This is a genomic window from Herbaspirillum sp. LeCh32-8 (assembly GCF_017814915.1).
GTDB lineage: Bacteria > Pseudomonadota > Gammaproteobacteria > Burkholderiales > Burkholderiaceae_D > Herbaspirillum.
Genome location: NZ_JAGIPZ010000006.1, coordinates 148,852 through 164,670 on the forward strand (window position 1 = coordinate 148,852; position 15,819 = coordinate 164,670).

Genomic DNA, 15,819 nt, shown 5'->3' on the forward strand with positions numbered 1-15,819 from the left:
GCTGATCCGGAACAAGAACATGAGAACAAGAAGATGAAAACACACCGACCGTCCCCTCTCCATCGTCGTCCTTGCACGGCGCCGCGCCGCTGCGCGCTGGCCCTGCTGCTGGCGTCCGCCTTCGTCGCAGGCGCAGCGCAGGCGCAGACCCAAGTGATCCCGCTGCCCTTGTTCGGTCCGGCCTATCGTTTGGCGCAGGATGCCTACCAAGCCGCCGCGCGCGGGGACTTCCGCCGGGCGCAGGCGCAGTTGCATGAGGCGATACGCCTGCGTCCGGATGCGATGGAGTTGCGCCGCCAGCTGCGCGAGACGCGCGAGCTTGAGCGCAACGGCGCGGCCATGCGCAGCGCGGTGCGTGGTGCGGGTGATGCCGGCTACAACGACGCCACCGCCGCCTATCGCGCCTACAACGCCAGGCGCTACGAGCAGGCCATCGCGCTGGCGCGCCGCGCCGTGGAAAAGTCGCCGCGCAACAACGCCTACTGGCTGTTGCTGGGCAATGCACTGATCGAAACCCATGCCTATGGCGACGCCGAGGCGGCACTGGCGCAAGGCGTCGACAGCGCGCGCGACGCCGGGCCGCTGCGTCGCCGGCAGGTCGAGTTGCGTCGCGAAATGGCGGCGATGCAGGCTGCCGCCGTGTTCCGCGCGCAGCGCGACAGCGATCCGGGCGCCGAGCTGGACGCCGCGCAGCGCGCGGTCGACTACGCGCCGCAGGAGATGTCGTATCGCCTGATGCTGGTGATCGCCCTGCTGCGCAACGAGCGCCTGCAGGACGCCGAAGCCGCCGCCGATGAGGCGCGCGCGCGCGACGAATGGCAGGCCGGCCCGCTGCTGCTGCGCGCCTATGCGCGCCTGCGCCTGGGTCGCGGCGCCGACGCGCAGAATGACTTCGACCGTGCGCGCGCGCTGGCGCGTCCTGATGAACAGCTGAACGTGCGCCTGCTGCAGGCGGATGCCGAGCTCGCGCTGCATCGTCCCCAACGCGCGCTCGATGCGTTGGCCGACATTGATGAGGCCGCCGCCACCGACCCGGCGCGTGCCGCGCAATTGCGACAGACGCGCCAGCAAGCCAAACAGGATCTGGCGCGCTATCGCCGCGCCGCGCTCTCGCTGGCGGCCGACGAGGCCACGCCGCTGACGGCGCGCGACTTCCCGGTGCCGGCGCTGGATTGCAACCCGGCTGGCGTCGACGCCGCCAACGGTTGCCGCGTGGCGCCCGGCGCATTGCCGCGCGACGCCGGTTACGACAAGGCGTTACTGGCCTACCAGGCGATGGAGCGCAAGGATTACGACGCCGCTGCGGATGAATCGCGTGAAGCGATCGCGCTGTCGCCGCAGAACATGGACTACTGCTTGTTGCTGGTCAATGCGCTGGAGTCCGCACAGCGTCTGTCCGAGGCTGAGCAGGCCGCCACCGACGCGCTCAGGCAAGGCACGCCGCAAGACGGCAGCTTGCTGGCCCAGCGCGGCGGCATCCGCGAGCGCCTCGGCAATGCCGCCGGCGCGCGTCAGGACTATGCCGATGCCTTGGCGCAAGGCGGCCTGCCATTGGAGACCGAGATCGACTTGCTGGCGCGCACCGGTCACCAGGCCGAAGCGCGCGAGAAATTCCTGGCCGGGCGCGACGCCGGCGCATTGGACGACCTGGATGATGTGCAACTGGGCTACCTGGCCGCACGCGCCGGCGAGAACGGCGTGGCTCAACAATCCTTCAGCAAGGCCGACGCTGCCGGAAAGTTGCCCGATACCGCACTGGAAGACGCCGCCTACACCGCCGTCCACAATCGCGACGATCGCAGCGCGCTGGACTGGTTGGCGCGCAGCGTCGATGCCGCCGACGAGGGCCGTCTCGACAAGACCGCGCAGCAGCGCTTCGACACCCGCCGCAGCATCTCCACCATCGACCGCGAGTTCGGCTTCATCGCGTCGCTTTCGCGCAGCGGCGGCGGGCCCAGCGCCGGCAACGGCGGCCGTCCCGGCGCCTCCAGCCGCGACAGCACCTGGCAGACCGGCGCCGAGGCTTATTGGCGTCCGTTCGGTTACATGGATGGGCGCACGGTCGAAGTCTTCGGCCGCGTGTTCCAGACGCTGGACGACAAATCCGGCGGCGCGACCGGCACCCAGACCGCGCAGGCCACTGTGGGCGCGCGCTGGAAGCCCTTCGCCAGCCAGAACATCGTGCTCTCGCTGGGACGGCTGATTCCGCTCGGCGCGCAATCCAGCGCCGACTGGCTGGCGCAGCTGGCCTATTCCGACGGCATCGGCACCGACCTGCGCGTGGATCGGGCGTCGTGGTGGACCACCCAGTGGTATGGCGAAGTCGGCCGCTACTTGCGTAACCCGCAGACCTACGGCCTGGCGTCGGTGCAGGCCGGCCGCAGTTTCCGGTTGGACAACGTGAGCCCGAACCTGGTGGTGTTCCCGCACCTGACCCTGAACGGCGACTACAACTCGTTGAACGGCAACAAGACCGCGTTCGGTTTCGGCCCCGGGGTCAATTTGCGCTACTGGTTCCGCGCCGACCGCTACCACGCGCCGCGCTCCTACCTTGATCTGTCGCTGCAATATCGCATCAAGATCGGCGGCGACGATCGCGCCAAGGGATTCTTCCTGACCACCACGTTGTCCTATTGATTCCACAGACTCTGGAGAGCGCCTTGGCGTCGATCCGACAACTCGGCAGGTCTTTGCGGGGCGCCGCGCTGGCCACAGCGGCGGCGTCGCTGCTGGCCGCCTGCGCCGGCTGCAATCCCTTCGATGCGGAGGATCATGCGCCGGTGCGCGTGGCGGGCGTGGTGTGGCAGCCCGACAATGCCACCGTCATGCCGCGCGGCAATTGGCAACGGCTGGGCGCGCATGAGCTGCTGGTGCAATGGAGCGCGGTGGACGGCATGGCCTTCGTGCCCGGCAGCCAGATGCCGCAAGCGCCGCAGATGCCCGACTGGCACCGCATCGCCGGCGAACCCTGGGCGCAGGACGTGATCCTCGGCCTGGCCGGCCGCTTCGACGAAAAGGCCGCGCGCGCCGACATCGAACAGCTGGTGGCTGACTCCATCGAACTGGCCAAGCTGCCCACGCCGCTGCATGTGACGGGCTGGTATTTCCCGGTGGAGATCGACCCCACCTGGGCCGAGGCGCCGCGTCTGGGCGCGTTGCTGGCCAAGCTGCCGCGGCCGCTGTGGATCACGGTGTATGACAGCGCCAACGTCGGCCCCGATGCGCTGGCCGACGGCCTGATGAAATGGCTGCCGCCGGATGTGGGCGTGTTCTTCCAGGACGGCGTGGGCGTCTACGCGCGCGAGCCGCGCATCGCCCTGCACTACGCCGACGTGCTGACCAAACGCCTGGGGCGCGAGCGCGTGCGCATCATCGCCGAGGCCTTCCGGCCGATGCCGGGCGGCGGTTTCCGCAGCGCCACGGCCGACGAGATCCGACCGCAGGTGAACCTCTACAAGGGCTACCGCGTTTCCATCTTCGACGGCCCGCATTACCTGCCGGACGCACTGGTGGAGACGCTGAGCCGGCGCCGCGATTGAACGGCGTCAGTCAGTGCTGGATACATCGGCATCGCGCTGCTTGAGCCACACCCCAAAATCCTGAAACGCGCCGACCACCGGGCGCAGCCGTTCGCCTTCTTCGGTGAGCGCATATTCGACGCGCGGCGGCACCTCGGGATGCACGGTGCGGCTGATGAGGCCGCTTTGCTCCAGCGCGCGCAGGTCCAGCGTCAGCATGCGCTGCGAGATGGTCGGCAGGTGGCGGCGCAGTTCGTTGAAGCGTTTGGGGCCGTCGAGCAGGAACCACACCAGCAGCAGACGCCAGCGCCCGCCCAGTACGCGCATCGCCTCTTCCACGGGACAGCCTGACACGTTGTCTTTCACTTCGTCCTCCGGTAACAAATTTGTGCCTTGCGCACAAACTTTTGCGTTCTTGTGCGCGCGCGCGGCGGCCGACAGAATACCGGCTTTTCCACCGAGGAGAGCAAGGCATGACATCCGCCCCGACGCTGTTGACGCTGTATTACGCCCCGCATACCTGTTCGCTGTCGCCGCACATCGTGCTGCGCGAACTGGACCTGCCGTTCACGCTGGTGAAGGTCGACAACCGGAGCAAGCGCACCGAGCATGGCGAGGACTTCCTGGCCATCAATCCCAAGGGCTATGTGGCGGCCCTGCAGCTGGCCGACGGCCGCGTGCTGACCGAAGGGCCGGCGATCCTGCAATACCTGGCCGACCTCAAGCCCGAGGCGGGCATGGCGCCGCCGGCCGGCAGCTGGGAGCGCGCGCGGTTGCAGGAGATGCTGAGTTTCATCACCAGCGAGCTGCATGCCGGCATGAGCCCGCTGTTCAATGCCGCCTTCGGCGAGGAGGTCAAGCAAGTGTTTCGTGAACGCCTGTTCAAGCGGATGGCGCATGTGGAGCAGGTTCTGCAGGGTTCGCCCTGGCTGCTGGGCGAGCGCTTCGGCGTGGCCGATGCTTACCTGTTCACGGTGCTGGGCTGGTTGCGCTTCTTCGATATCGGCCTGGAACGCTGGCCGGCGCTGGCGCGCTTCATGCAGACGGTGGCGCAGCGGCCGTCGGTGCAGGCGGCGTCGGCGGCCGAGGGCGTGGCCTGAAAAATAAAAAAATGCCGTCCGGTCCCCGGACGGCATGCAAAACCCTTCTCGTTCCGCGGCCAGACCATGGCCGCCGCACCGCTGCTTTGCTTGGGGCGCCGCAACAGTGCGAAGAAAAACAGCTTCTCATCTACCTTGACCCGCCAACGTCAAAAACGGATCAGGCGCGGGCACTTCTTTCACCCGCCCGTCCCGCGTTCGCCCGCTCAGAAATCCACTTGCGCCGACAGCAGCACCGTGCGCGGCGCCGCCACCGTGGCGTAGGGATTGTCCAGCAGCCAGTAATTGCGGTTGAACAGGTTCTCCACGTTCAGGCGCAGCACCAGCGGCTTGCCCGAGATGCGGCTGGTGTAGCGCGCGCCGATGTCCCAGCGCGTCCAGCCCGGCAGGCTGAGCGTGTTGGCGGCGTTGAAGTAGACCGCCGAGGTGTGCACCATGCGCGCGTTGAAAGCCAGACCGGGCAGCCACGGCGCGTCCCAGTCGGCGGCCAGGTTGAAGGTGTGCTTGGGCACGCCGGGGGCGTTGCGGCCGTCGTTGGCGTGGTTTTCGGTGCGCGTGAGGCGGCCGTCGTAGAAGGTGGCGCTGGCCATGAGGCGCAGGCGCGAGGTCAGCTCGCCATAGGCCGACAGCTCCAGCCCGCGGTTGCGTTGCTCGCCGTCGTAGCCGTAGGACGTGGTCTGCGGCGAGTCGGTCAACACCGTGATGGCGGCGCTGGGATTGCGGATCTCGAACACCGACACATTGGTGCTGAGCTTGCCCCAGTCGACCTTGAGCCCGCTCTCGATCTGGCGCGAGCGGTACGGCGCCAGGATCTGGCCGGCGTTGACCATGCCGGTCGGCACCACGGTGCCGCGCGTCAGGCCGGCGGTGTAGTTGGCGTACAGCGAGAAATTGTCGTCCGGCTTGATCACCACGCCCCACAGCGGCGAGATGGCGCTGGCGTCGTACGAGGATTGCAGCGCGCCGGTGACGGTGTCGTAGCTGTCGTAGCGCACGCCCTGGCGCCGCGCGCCGAGGAACAGGCGCAGATGGCCGTCCAGCATCGACATGGCGTCGGTCAGCGTGACGCTGTCGAGCGTCATGTCGGAGGCCTTGCGCGGCGTGGCGCGTTGGGCGGTGATGGGGGTGAGCGGGGTTTGCGTGTAGATGCTGTAGCCGTTGCTGGTCGCGGCCTCGGTGTAGCCGTTGCCGGCCTCCTGCTGCAGGCGCGTCAGGCCCACCGAAATGGTGTGCTGCACGCCGGCGCCGTCGAGCTGCATGCGCAGGCCGGTGTCGGCGGTGACGGTCTTGCTGTAGGTATCGTAATAGCCGTTGTAGGTGGTGCCCGCGCCGGCGTTGTCGACCGAGCCGACCGGCAGGTTCTGGCGGGTTGTGCTGTCGCGGTAGCCGATCGCGCCGTATGCGGTGATGCGTTGGCCGAGATCGTATTCCAGCCGCGTGACGGCGGCCTTGTCGTCCAGGTGCAGGCGGTTGTCGGGGAAGAAGTTGAAGTCGGCCGCCGGCGCCGCCGGGATCGCCGTGACGGTCGACAGGAAGCCCACCTGCGGGCGGAAGTTGCGGCTGTCCTCGTGCTGGGCGTAGGCATCCAGCGACCAGCGCAGCTGCGCGCCGCGGTAGTCCAGCGCCAGCGTGCCGGCGCCGACCTTTTGATGCCCGCCGGCGATGCTGCCCTCGCCGTCGCGGTAGGCGGTGTTCACGCGGATGCCCCAGGCGCGGTCGTCGCCGAAGCGGCGCCCGAGGTCGGCCTGCATGCCGGGCTGGTTGTCGCTTTGCCAGGTGGTGGTCAGTCGCGTGAGCGGTTCGTCGCCGGCGCGCTTGGTGACGATGTTGATGCTGCCGCCGATGCTGCCTTCCGGGCTGATGCCGTTCATCAGCGTGCCCGGCCCCTTGAGCACCTCAACCCGCTCCACGATGACGGCCGGCATGCGACTGCCCGAGGCCAGGCCGAACAGGCCGTTGACGCCGACGTCGCCGCTGGTGAGGTTGTAGCCGCGGATCTGGTAGGTCTCGCCGAAGCCGCCGGTGGAGGTCAGCATGCGCACCGAGGCATCGTTGATGACCACGTCGGCCAGCGAGCGCGCCTGCTGGTCCTGCAGCAACTTGCTGGTGTAGTTGGTGGTGGAGAACGGCACGTCCAGCACGCCGTCGGTGCCGAGAATGCCCAGGCTGCCGCCGCGCGCCAGCTGGCCGCCGGCGTAGGGGGCGCTGTCCTGCTCGGCGCGCGAGGTGACGGTCACCTGCGGCAGCGGGGCCGCAAGGCCGACGGTGGCCGGTGCCGGTCGCGCCAGCGTGTAGCTGCCGTTGGCTTGGCGGGTGGCGCGCAGGCCGCTGCCGCCCAGCAGCGCGGCCAGGCCGTCGTCGACGCCGTAGCTGCCGTGCAGGCCTTCGCTGCGCAGGCCGGTGGTCAGTTCGGGGCGGAACGAGAGCAGGATGCCGGCCTCATGGCCGAAGCGGGCCAGCACTTCTTCCAGCGTGCCGGCGGGGATGTCGTAGGCGCGTGCGGCCTCCTGGGCGTATGCCGCGGCGGGGGCGCCCAGCGCGGCGCCCAGCGCGAGGCACGGTGCCAGGCGCGCGTACCAGCGCAGCGCGCCCGACGCGGCCAGGCCGGCCGCAAAGCCGGATGCTGCCCGTGCGCGGCGCTTGGAAGCCCTGCCTTGCCCCATGTCGTGACGACCTCTCCTTGCCAGATAAGCAATATGAAAATGCGAGAAACACGATCCCTAAATGGCTTGACCCGCGAAAAGTGAAAACGGATCAGCCTGCGGCCGTTTTTTAAAGTTTTTTTTGAGGGGAAATCAGCTGCTGCGTACCGACGCCGTGGCGTTTGCCGCCAGGCTCAGGCGGACGTGGCGTGCTCCCCAGAAACGCTCGCGGACCTCGGCGCGCAGCGCCAGCGTGCCGGCCACGGTGTCGAGCACACGACCGACGTCGGCCACCGGAAACGAACCCGATACCCGTAGCGCGGCCACGGCCGGATCGCACGAGAGATGGTCGCGGCTGTAGCGGCCCAGCTCGGCCAGGAAGTCGTCCAGCCGCATGCCGTGCGCGATGATGAAGCCGTCGGTCCAGCCGATGGCGGCGAGATCAGCGGCGCTGACCGTGCCGATGTCGGTGGCCGAGAAGCGCGCTTGCTGGCCCGCCGGCAGTACCACTGCGGCGGCGCCGTGGCGTGGCTCCAGGCGCACCGCGCCTTCAAACACGCGGACCTCGGTGGCGTCCCCTGCCAGCCGGACGGCGTAGCGCGTACCCAGCGCATGGGCGGCGCCATGCGCGGTTTCGATCAGGAACGGGCGCGCTGCGGCGTCTTTGGCGGTGGTGGCTAGGAGCTCGCCGCCGAGCAGGCGGATGCGGCGCTCGGCCGCGCCATAGGCGATGTTGGCGGCGCTGGCGGTGTTGAGCATCAGCTGGGTGCCGTCGGCCAGCACCAGCGTGCGGCGCTCGCCGATGGCAGTGCGGTAGTCGGCGTTCCACTCGCGCCAGGGTGTGAGTTCGGCGGCGCCCCAGACGGCGCCGCCGGCGAAGAGGGTGACCGCCAGCGTCTTGACGATCTGGCGGCGGCGTGCCGAACCGCGCGGCGCCAATGCGGCCTGGGCGATGGCCGAGCTGACCGGCGAGGCCAGTGGCTGCAGCCGTCCGCGCACCGACTCGATGCGTTGCCAGGCGCGCTCATGGTCGGCATGTGCAGCGCGCCAGCGCTGCCAGGCGGCCACGGTCTCGGCGTCCGGCTGCGCCTGCAGCTCGACCAGCCATTCCAGCGCGCGCTCGGCGACCTGCGGCGGCACGGCGGCGGCGTCGGGCGTGTGTTTGTACCAGGTCGATGCGGACAAGGCTTGCCTATTTCGGAAGATCAGCGCAGGAAGGAGACGTCGGCGAAGTAGCAGCGCTGCAGCCCCTTCACCAGGTAGCGCTTGACGGAGGGAATCGAGATGCCCAGCGCCTCGGCCACCTGCGCGTGGGTCATGCCCTCCAGCTGCGAGAGCAGGAAGGCGCGGCGCACCACGGCGGGCAGGCCGTCCAGCAGCTGGTCCAGCTCCAGCAGGGTTTCCAGCAGGATGGCTTGTTCCTCGGGCGACGGCGCCAGCGCTTCGGGCGTCATGGCCAGGGCTTCCAGGTAGGCCTTCTCCAGCTTTTCGCGGCGCCACAGGTTCGACAGCAGGTTCTGCGCCACCGTGGTCAGGTAGGCGCGCGGCTCGTTGAGCACCGAGGGGACGCGCTCGCTGCCCAGCAGCCGCATGAAGGTGTCGTGCGCCAGATCGGCCGCCTGCTCGCTGTTGCCGAGGCGACGCGCAAGCCATCCCTTGAGCCAGGAATGGTGGTCGCAGTAGAGGGCTTCGATGGACATGGGCGCAGCGTATCCCTGAAAGATGGGCCGGCCGCGCGGGCGAAAACCTTGTTTTCAGGCAAGTCCGCGCGGAGGGGAAGCTCCAAGTATAAATGATAGTGATTACTATTAACAGAATGGCGTCGACGGCATCAACGCGGCGTTGTTTTCACTCCAAACTGGCGTGCGGAAAAAAATGCCGGCGCGAGGCCGGCATGAAAGAACGCAAAGGACGCAAAAATTGAAGAAGAGACAGGCCGGAAATCGCTCAGGTCAGCCTGTGCTGTCGGAGGTTTCAGCCAGGTCGGCATCGGCCACCAGGCGCGCGCGCAGGTTCTGGTGAATGCGCATGATGCGGAAGGTGGCCGGCTGCTCGACCATCACGCAGGTCTTGCCGGTGCGCTTGCAGTGATCCTGCACGCGCCAATAGTCGCCGTGCGAGAGGCAACCGGTCTGGCAGATCACCAGGTCGGCCTCGGCCATGCTGGCGTCGAGGTCGCACAGTTGCTCAGTTTCGGCGCGCGCAGCGGAGGCGTCCGGCATGGCGGGGGCGACTGCTGGGGCGGAGGTGAACGGCATGCCCATCGGTGGACGCAGTTTTTCGCGCATCAGGTCCTGCAGCTTGCGGCTGAGTTCCCTGACCTTGCGCGCCAGCGTGGCGCGCGGCGCTAGGTCGGGGATGGCGGCTTCCAGCGAGGCGCGGTCTTCACGTGCCCAGGCCAGCTCGCTCTCGCGCGCAACGATGATGGCTCGCATGCGCATCGTCTGCGCGCGCAAGACGGCAATCTCTTCAGCCTGGCGCGCGATGATCTCGCTGCAGCGGCGCTGGGCGGCCGCCAGGTGGCGCACCAGCATGGCCTGTTCGGCGCCGGGCGCGTCTTGCAACTGGCCCGGTGTCGGGGACGGCGGGCGAAGCATGGTGTTGTTCATATTGAGTCTCCCTGGCAGCCCTGGCGGGCGTGTCGCATACCGGCCAGGAGGGACTCGATTATAAATGAGAATAATTGTTATTTAACTAGGACGGCGGCAGGGTTATTTGCTGTGGAAAACATGAAAAAAGGCCGTCCTTCGGACGGCCTGCCTCGCTTGCCAACACGCGTCGCGCCGATCAATAGTCGATCGAATAGCTCACGCCGAAGGTGCGTCCACGGCCCTTGTAGTCCAGCGCCTGTTGCGCCACCAGGCTGCCGTACAGGATCTTGGCGCGCTGGCCCCAGGTGGTGGTGTAGTCGCGGTCCAGCAGGTTCTGGATGCCGAAGCTGAGCGTGCCTTTGGGCAGCTGGTAGGCGCCCAGCAGGTCGAACAGCGCATAACCGGACAAGCGGTTGCCGCCGCCGTCGGCCACTGCAAACACCTGCGTGCCCTGCAGGCGCAGCGCCAGGTTGCCGTCCTTCCAGCCGGTGTAGGCCGTCATCTTGGACGGGCTGGAGGTGGTCACGTCGCGCTTGGCCCAGTCGCCGTTGGTGCCGCGCTGCTGGGTGATGATGGCCAGCCAGTTCAGGCCGGCGTCCCAGCGTTCGCTGAAGGTGTAGTTGAGCTGCCCTTCCACGCCGACGTTGCGCACCTTCTGGTCGACCACGTCGATGTTGAGCGTGCTGCGGTTGATCTGGATCGCCTTGTCCGACCATGAGTAGAACGCCGCCAGCTGGGTCGACAAGCCGCCGCCGCGATGGCGCCAGCCCAGCTCGACCTGACGCGTCTTGATGCCGCTCATCGGCGAATTGGCCACGCTGGTGCCGCTGATCAGGTTCCAGGTGCCGCCGGTGCCGCCCACCAGCGAGTAGCTGCCCTGGCCGTAATACTTGGCCGGGTCGGCCAGCTCGAAGCCCTCCGAATAATTGGTCCACACCTGCTGCTGCGGCGTCAGCTTGTACAGAAGCCCGCCATTGAAGAGCGTGACGTCGTAGCTGTTCTTGCCGCCGGGGATGGCCTGCGCGCTGCGGCCCACGCCGGAAGCCACCAGTCGCTGCTGGGCCACCTGCACGAAGTCGCCGACCTCGATGTCGGCGTGCTGGTGGCGCACCCCGCCCGATAGCGAGAGGCGCTCGGACAGCTTCCAGTCGGCCTGGCCGTAGAAGGAGGTGATATCGGTCTTGAAGGTCGGGTAGCGGCCCAGCTCGGCCGCGCGGTTGAACACCAGGCCGCCGGAGGACAAGGCCTGCGCGGTGTTGAACATCACCTGGGTGCCGGTGAATTTCTCATGGTCGTAGTCCACGCCATAGGTCAGCTTGACCGCGTCGAACTGTTTGGCCAGCACCGCCTTGACGCCATAGGTGTCGGTATTCTGGCGCGAGGTGCTGTAGTAAGGCACGGTGGTGCGCACGCCGCCCACGGTGTAGGTGTCGGTGCCGGGGAAGGGATAGAAGTCCAGCTTCTCGGAGCGGGCGAAGGCCTGCAGGTAGAAGTCCTGGCCGCCCAGCACGTCGCGCGCGTGATAGTCGGAGGAGACCATCTCGCGCCGCGTGCGCGGCTTCACGTCCGAGCTGAAGCCGCCGCGCACATCCAGCTGCGACGAATCCACGGGCGCTGCGCCCAGGCGCATGGCGCCGATCAGGTTGGGGCCCATGTACAGCGTCTTGCCGGGCTGGTAGCCGGAGTCGTACAGCTGGCCCAGCAGCTTCAGGCTTTGGCCGCCGCCGAAGTCGATGTCGAGGTTGCCCAGCAGGTCGATCGATTCGTTGAATTGCAGGTCGGTCTGGGTGATGTCGGGAATGACAGCCTTGCCGTTGCCGTCATAGGCGCCGCCGTTCTTGCCGTACACCACGCCCAAGCGGCCGTAGATGCGGTCGTTGCCGCCCGAGACCGATTGCGCCAGGCGCCAGTCGAGATCGTCGCCGGCATGCAGGCCGGTGCGGAACCCTGCCTCGCTGGTGAAGCGCAGCTCGCCCGACTGGGCGCGTTTGGTGACGATGTTGATGATGCCGCCGGTGGCATTGCCGCCATACAGCGCGCTGGCGCCGGACAACACTTCGATGCGCTCGATGTTGAACGGGTCGATCGAGTCGAACTGGCGCGACAGCGCGCGCGAGCCGTTCAGCGAGATGCCGTCGATCATCACCAGCGCGCTGCGCCCGCGCAGGTTCTGGCCGTAGTTGGTGCGCCCTTGCGGCCCCACGTCCAGGCCCGGCACCAGGTTGCCCAGCAATTCCTTCAGCGGCACGCCGGCTTTGGCCTGGGCGGCGATCTGCTCCTGTTCGATCACCCAGGTGGTGGCCGGCAGTTCGGTCACCTGCGTGGGCGTGCGCGCGCCCACCACCACGATCTCCGACAGGATCGGCGTCCCGCCCTCTTGCGCCGCGGTGCGCGGCTTGCCGGCGGCGGCTGCGCGTTGCACCAGATAGTCGCCGTTGGCCTGCGCCTGCGCGTTCAGGCCGCTGCCGCGCAGGATGGCGTCAAAGCCGGACTGCACGCCATGGCGGCCGCTCAGGCCCGGCGAGCTCAGGCCTTCGGCCAGCCTGGGATCAAAGGCCAGCGTCACGCCGGCCTGCGCGGCGAAGCGGTTGAGCACGCCGGCCAGCGGGCCGGCCGGGATGCTGTAGTCCTGCTGCGTTGCTGCGGCTGCATTGGCCGGGGTTTGCGCCTGCGCGGGCAGCGCCGCGGCCAGCGCGGCGCTGCACAAGGCCAGCTGCAGCGCCAGTTGCAGGGGGCGACGTCGGAAGGTGTGGGTCATGGTGGTCTCTGGTTGTGTGGCCGCGCGATTTCGCGGCGTTCACAGACCATGACGAAGCAGAAATGCAAAGGGACAGTGCCGCGGTAAAAATTTTTCGATCGCTATTTCACCGCCGGGCTCACTACCGCCAGCAGCGGCGAATAGTGCGTCACCCGGATCGGCAGCGCCGCCTGCAGCGTCTGCAATACGCGGTCCGGATCGTCCAGCGCGAACACGCCGGACACCCGCAGCTGTGCCAGTTGCGCGCGGTCGTAGCGCAGCATCCCGCCGCGATAGCGCGCCAGTTCGTCCAGCACGTCCGCCAGCGGCATGTTGTCCGCCACCAGGCGGCCGCGGGTCCAGCTGGCGGCCAGTTCGGCATCGGTGCGCTCGGGCGCGCCGACTGCATGCGGGGTGACGGTGACGCGCTCGCCCGGCGCCAGCACCCGGCTTGATGCGCCGTCGGCGCTGGTGGCGCGCACCTGCGATTGCAGCACCGTCACCACGGTGCCATGGCCGTCGTCGCGCACCAGATAGCGCGTGCCCAGCGCGCGCGCTTCGCCGTCCTCAGTGCGCACCGCAAACGGTCGCTGCTGCGGCCGTTCGATGTGGGCCACGTCCACCAGGATCTCGCCTTGCAGCAGTTCGATGCGACGCTGGCCGGCCTCGTAGCGCACGTTGACGGCGCTGCGGCTGTTGAGCGTCAGTTGGCTGTGGTCCGGCAGCTCCACCGTGCGGCGTTCGCCGGCGGCGGTGCGATAGTCGGCGCTCCAATAGCGCGCCTGCGGCAACATTGCCCACAGTCCGGCGCCGAAGACCAGCGCGACGCCGGCCGCCACCGTACGCCGCAGCGCGGACGGCGCGCGCTTGCGCGGCGGCGGCGTGAGCGCATCCAGCGCCTTGGCGGCGGGACCGGCGACCAGGCCGTCGAAGCGCGCGAATAGTTGTTCCAGACGTTGCGCCGCCAGGGCGTGACGCGGATCCTGTTCGCACCAACGGCGATAGGCCCGGAGCCCTTCCGCATCGAGCTCGCCGGCGCCCAGGCGCGTGAGCCAGTCGATGGCCTGCTCGACCATCGGCTGGTCGGGTTCCATGATGGGATGCTGAGTTGGCTGGCGATCGGGCGGGCAGGCGGTGTTCATGCGGCTCGTGAAGACGCGACGCCCGGATAAAGCGCGCGATAGCAATGCAGGGTGGCGGCGGCCAGGTATTGCTTGACCATGCTGGTCGAGACTTTGAGCTCGGCGGCGATTTCGGCGTGCGAGAGGCCGTCCAGCCGGTTCAGCAGGAAGGCGCGGCGCGGTTTCTCGGGCAGTCCTTCCAGCATGGCGGCGATGGCGTTGAGCGCCTCCACCGCCAGCAGGATTTGCTCCGGGCTGTCGGCGCATTCCTGCTGCGCGTCGCGCATCAGCGCGAGCGCGTCGAGATAAGCGCGCTCCAGCCTGCGGCGGCGCTCTTCGTCGATGATCAGGCGCGTGGCGGTGGTGACCATGAAGGCGCGCGGTTGCTGCAGCGAGGCCGGATCGGCCAGGCTGAGGATGCGGGCGAAGGCTTCCTGGGCGAGATCGGCGGCGTGGTGCGGGCAGCCGGTCTTCTTGCGCAGCCATGCCGCGAGCCACCCATGGTGCTCGCGGAACAGCAGGCTGAGGAATTCGTTCTTGCCGAGGCCGCCGACGGTCATGCTCCCTCCCTGGATGCAAAGCGCGTCAAATGTAAATAAGAATTATTATTAAATAAAACGACGCTAAGGACAAGGCGCATCGGCCCACGCAGGCCGAGTCCGGGGAGCGAGGGAGCGTGGTTCTCAAGCGTCGGGCCGCGCGCGCAGCTTCCAGTGCAGGCGCAGCTTGCGCGCCACCACCCACACCGGCGCCACCAACCCGGCCCAGCACAGCCAGTCCCACAGGCCGTCGCCGAAGATGCCGGCGGCCAGGCCGCCCAGGGTCAGCGAGGCCAGCAGCAGCGGCCAGCTCCAGGTTCCGTTCATGCCTGCTCCTTCATGCCGGCGATGGTCGTGGCGGGGTGTTGTTTGTCATTCTGGGCGTCGATCTGGCGCACCGCGTTCCTGCTGCGTTTCATCCAGATGATGAAGCCGGTCACGGTGGCCGCGGTGGTGAGCACGGTGAACAGCGCCCACAGGATCTTCAGCGGCATGCCGGCGTAGTCGCCGAAATGGAACGGCCCGGACAGCAACAGCACCTGCATGTACCAGGGCATGCCGCGCCGGTCGGCCAGGGCACCGGTTTCGGCATCGACCACGGCGATGTTGTAGACGCGCTTCTCCAGCTCGGTATGGCCGCGCAACACCACCATATAGTGTCGCTTGGTGGCGTACTCCGTGCCGGGGTAGAACACGAAGGCCAGGTCCTTGCCCGGCACCGCCTCGTTGGCGACCTGCACCGCGCGGTCGGGCGCGACCAATGACTTGGGCGTCGTCGCCGGCAGCGTGCGCACCAGGTCTGCCAGCTCGGTCTTTTGCCAGATGCCGATGATCAGCGGCGACAGCGACAGGAAGGTACCGGTCAGCCCCACCACCAGCGCCCACACCATCACCGCGATGGCGCTCAGGTTGTGCAGGTCGGCCTGCACCATGCGCGCCTGGCGTCCGAAGCGCACCAGGCCGAAGGCCAGCTTGCGCATGAACGGCCCGTACAGCACGATGCCGCTGACCATGCTGAGCACGAACACGATGCCCACCACGCCGATGAACAACTGCCCCGGGAAGCCCAGGAACAGGTTCACATGCAACTTGAGGAGGAAGCCGGTAAAGCTGTCGTCGGTGCCAATGCTGTGCGGTTCACCGCTGGCGGCGTTGTAGAAGAAGGACTTGCCCTCGCGCAGGCTGGCCGCATCGGGCGGGCCGACGCGCACGCCGACGAACTGCGCGCCGTCATCCTCGAAGAAGGACAACGACTGCATCGCCGTGCCGGGATTGGCGGCGAGGGTTTGGTTCACCAGTTGCTGCAGCGCCGGTCGCGGCGTGCCGTCGGCGACCGCGGCGACATGATGCCCCTGCTCCAGCAGGTCGTCGATCTCGTGGTGGAAGATCAGCAGCAGCCCGGTCACGCACAGCAGCAGCAGGTTGATGGTGCAGATCAGGCTGGTCCAGCGGTGTACCGTGTACCAGCCGCGCAAGGTCTTGCTCTTCATTATTGGCTCCCCGGCCGCCCGGGTGTGCGCACGGCCGTTCCCTGTTTTTCAGACGGGCCGATTATAAATGAGAATTATTCT

Annotated in this window: 13 protein-coding genes; 3 read left to right on the forward strand and 10 right to left on the reverse strand. The window is 67.9% G+C overall.

From position 1 onward, the window contains the following. Positions 1 to 33: 33 nt before the first annotated feature. Together J8I26_RS12860 and J8I26_RS12865 are read left to right on the forward strand one after the other, a co-directional pair. Entirely contained in the window at positions 34 to 2,637 is a 2,604-nt protein-coding gene (locus J8I26_RS12860) for a bacteriophage N4 adsorption protein A (RefSeq protein ID WP_209607508.1), read from the forward strand. Between the two features lie 23 nt (positions 2,638 to 2,660). Then, entirely contained in the window at positions 2,661 to 3,539 is an 879-nt protein-coding gene (locus J8I26_RS12865; RefSeq protein ID WP_209607509.1) for a hypothetical protein, read from the forward strand. Between the two features lie 6 nt (positions 3,540 to 3,545). Here the strand turns inward: J8I26_RS12865 and J8I26_RS12870 are convergent, their stop codons facing one another. Further along, positions 3,546 to 3,884, reverse strand: coding sequence for a helix-turn-helix domain-containing protein (locus J8I26_RS12870; protein ID WP_209607510.1), 339 nt, complete (start codon positions 3,882 to 3,884; stop codon positions 3,546 to 3,548). A gap of 128 nt (positions 3,885 to 4,012) precedes the next feature. Between J8I26_RS12870 and gstA the strand changes: the two genes are divergently transcribed. Beyond that, complete coding sequence (gene gstA / locus J8I26_RS12875; RefSeq protein ID WP_209607641.1) at positions 4,013 to 4,618, forward strand: glutathione transferase GstA; 606 nt, start codon at positions 4,013 to 4,015, stop codon at positions 4,616 to 4,618. Between the two features lie 206 nt (positions 4,619 to 4,824). On the opposite strand, the gene J8I26_RS12880 is transcribed toward gstA, so the two are convergent. The 9 genes from J8I26_RS12880 to J8I26_RS12920 form a co-directional block, all read right to left on the reverse strand. Continuing rightward, positions 4,825 to 7,281: a TonB-dependent receptor gene (locus J8I26_RS12880; RefSeq protein ID WP_209607511.1), complete on the reverse strand. Its 2,457-nt coding sequence runs from the start codon at positions 7,279 to 7,281 to the stop codon at positions 4,825 to 4,827. Positions 7,282 to 7,413: 132 nt separating this feature from the next. Further along, a complete protein-coding gene (locus tag J8I26_RS12885) occupies positions 7,414 to 8,445 on the reverse strand; it encodes a FecR domain-containing protein (protein WP_209607512.1) in 1,032 nt (343 codons plus the stop codon). Positions 8,446 to 8,465: 20 nt separating this feature from the next. Beyond that, positions 8,466 to 8,960 carry a sigma-70 family RNA polymerase sigma factor gene (locus J8I26_RS12890; RefSeq protein WP_209607513.1) on the reverse strand — a complete coding sequence of 165 codons (495 nt, stop codon included), beginning with the start codon at positions 8,958 to 8,960 and terminating at the stop codon, positions 8,466 to 8,468. A 252-nt stretch (positions 8,961 to 9,212) separates the two neighbouring features. Next, positions 9,213 to 9,869, reverse strand: a complete 657-nt coding sequence (locus J8I26_RS12895) for a DUF2325 domain-containing protein (RefSeq protein WP_245200304.1) — start codon at positions 9,867 to 9,869, stop codon at positions 9,213 to 9,215. 178 nt (positions 9,870 to 10,047) lie between these two features. After that, the gene (locus tag J8I26_RS12900) at positions 10,048 to 12,609 is read right to left on the reverse strand and encodes a TonB-dependent receptor (RefSeq protein WP_209607514.1); all 2,562 of its coding nucleotides are present in this window, start codon (positions 12,607 to 12,609) and stop codon (positions 10,048 to 10,050) included. A gap of 101 nt (positions 12,610 to 12,710) precedes the next feature. Next, entirely contained in the window at positions 12,711 to 13,730 is a 1,020-nt protein-coding gene (locus J8I26_RS12905; protein ID WP_209607515.1) for a FecR family protein, read from the reverse strand. Then, entirely contained in the window at positions 13,727 to 14,269 is a 543-nt protein-coding gene (locus tag J8I26_RS12910) for a sigma-70 family RNA polymerase sigma factor (protein ID WP_209607516.1), read from the reverse strand. Before J8I26_RS12910 ends, J8I26_RS12905 begins: the two co-directional genes overlap by 4 nt. A 123-nt stretch (positions 14,270 to 14,392) precedes the next feature. Continuing rightward, positions 14,393 to 14,575, reverse strand: coding sequence for a hypothetical protein (locus J8I26_RS12915; RefSeq protein WP_209607517.1), 183 nt, complete (start codon positions 14,573 to 14,575; stop codon positions 14,393 to 14,395). Next, entirely contained in the window at positions 14,572 to 15,738 is a 1,167-nt protein-coding gene (locus tag J8I26_RS12920) for a PepSY-associated TM helix domain-containing protein (protein WP_209607518.1), read from the reverse strand. Before J8I26_RS12920 ends, J8I26_RS12915 begins: the two co-directional genes overlap by 4 nt. Positions 15,739 to 15,819: the final 81 nt, after the last annotated feature.

What these genes read in the sequence shown, in the direction of transcription:
- J8I26_RS12880 (WP_209607511.1), bottom strand. Translation starts at nt 7,281, where the DNA reads ATGGGGCAAGGCAGGGCTTCCAAGCGCCGCGCACGGGCAGCATCCGGC.
- J8I26_RS12910 (WP_209607516.1), bottom strand. Translation starts at nt 14,269, where the DNA reads ATGACCGTCGGCGGCCTCGGCAAGAACGAATTCCTCAGCCTGCTGTTC.
- J8I26_RS12890 (WP_209607513.1), bottom strand. Translation starts at nt 8,960, where the DNA reads ATGTCCATCGAAGCCCTCTACTGCGACCACCATTCCTGGCTCAAGGGA.
- J8I26_RS12900 (WP_209607514.1), bottom strand. Translation starts at nt 12,609, where the DNA reads ATGACCCACACCTTCCGACGTCGCCCCCTGCAACTGGCGCTGCAGCTG.
- J8I26_RS12860 (WP_209607508.1), top strand. Translation starts at nt 34, where the DNA reads ATGAAAACACACCGACCGTCCCCTCTCCATCGTCGTCCTTGCACGGCG.
- J8I26_RS12905 (WP_209607515.1), bottom strand. Translation starts at nt 13,730, where the DNA reads ATGAACACCGCCTGCCCGCCCGATCGCCAGCCAACTCAGCATCCCATC.
- J8I26_RS12895 (WP_245200304.1), bottom strand. Translation starts at nt 9,869, where the DNA reads ATGAACAACACCATGCTTCGCCCGCCGTCCCCGACACCGGGCCAGTTG.
- J8I26_RS12915 (WP_209607517.1), bottom strand. Translation starts at nt 14,575, where the DNA reads ATGAACGGAACCTGGAGCTGGCCGCTGCTGCTGGCCTCGCTGACCCTG.
- J8I26_RS12920 (WP_209607518.1), bottom strand. Translation starts at nt 15,738, where the DNA reads ATGAAGAGCAAGACCTTGCGCGGCTGGTACACGGTACACCGCTGGACC.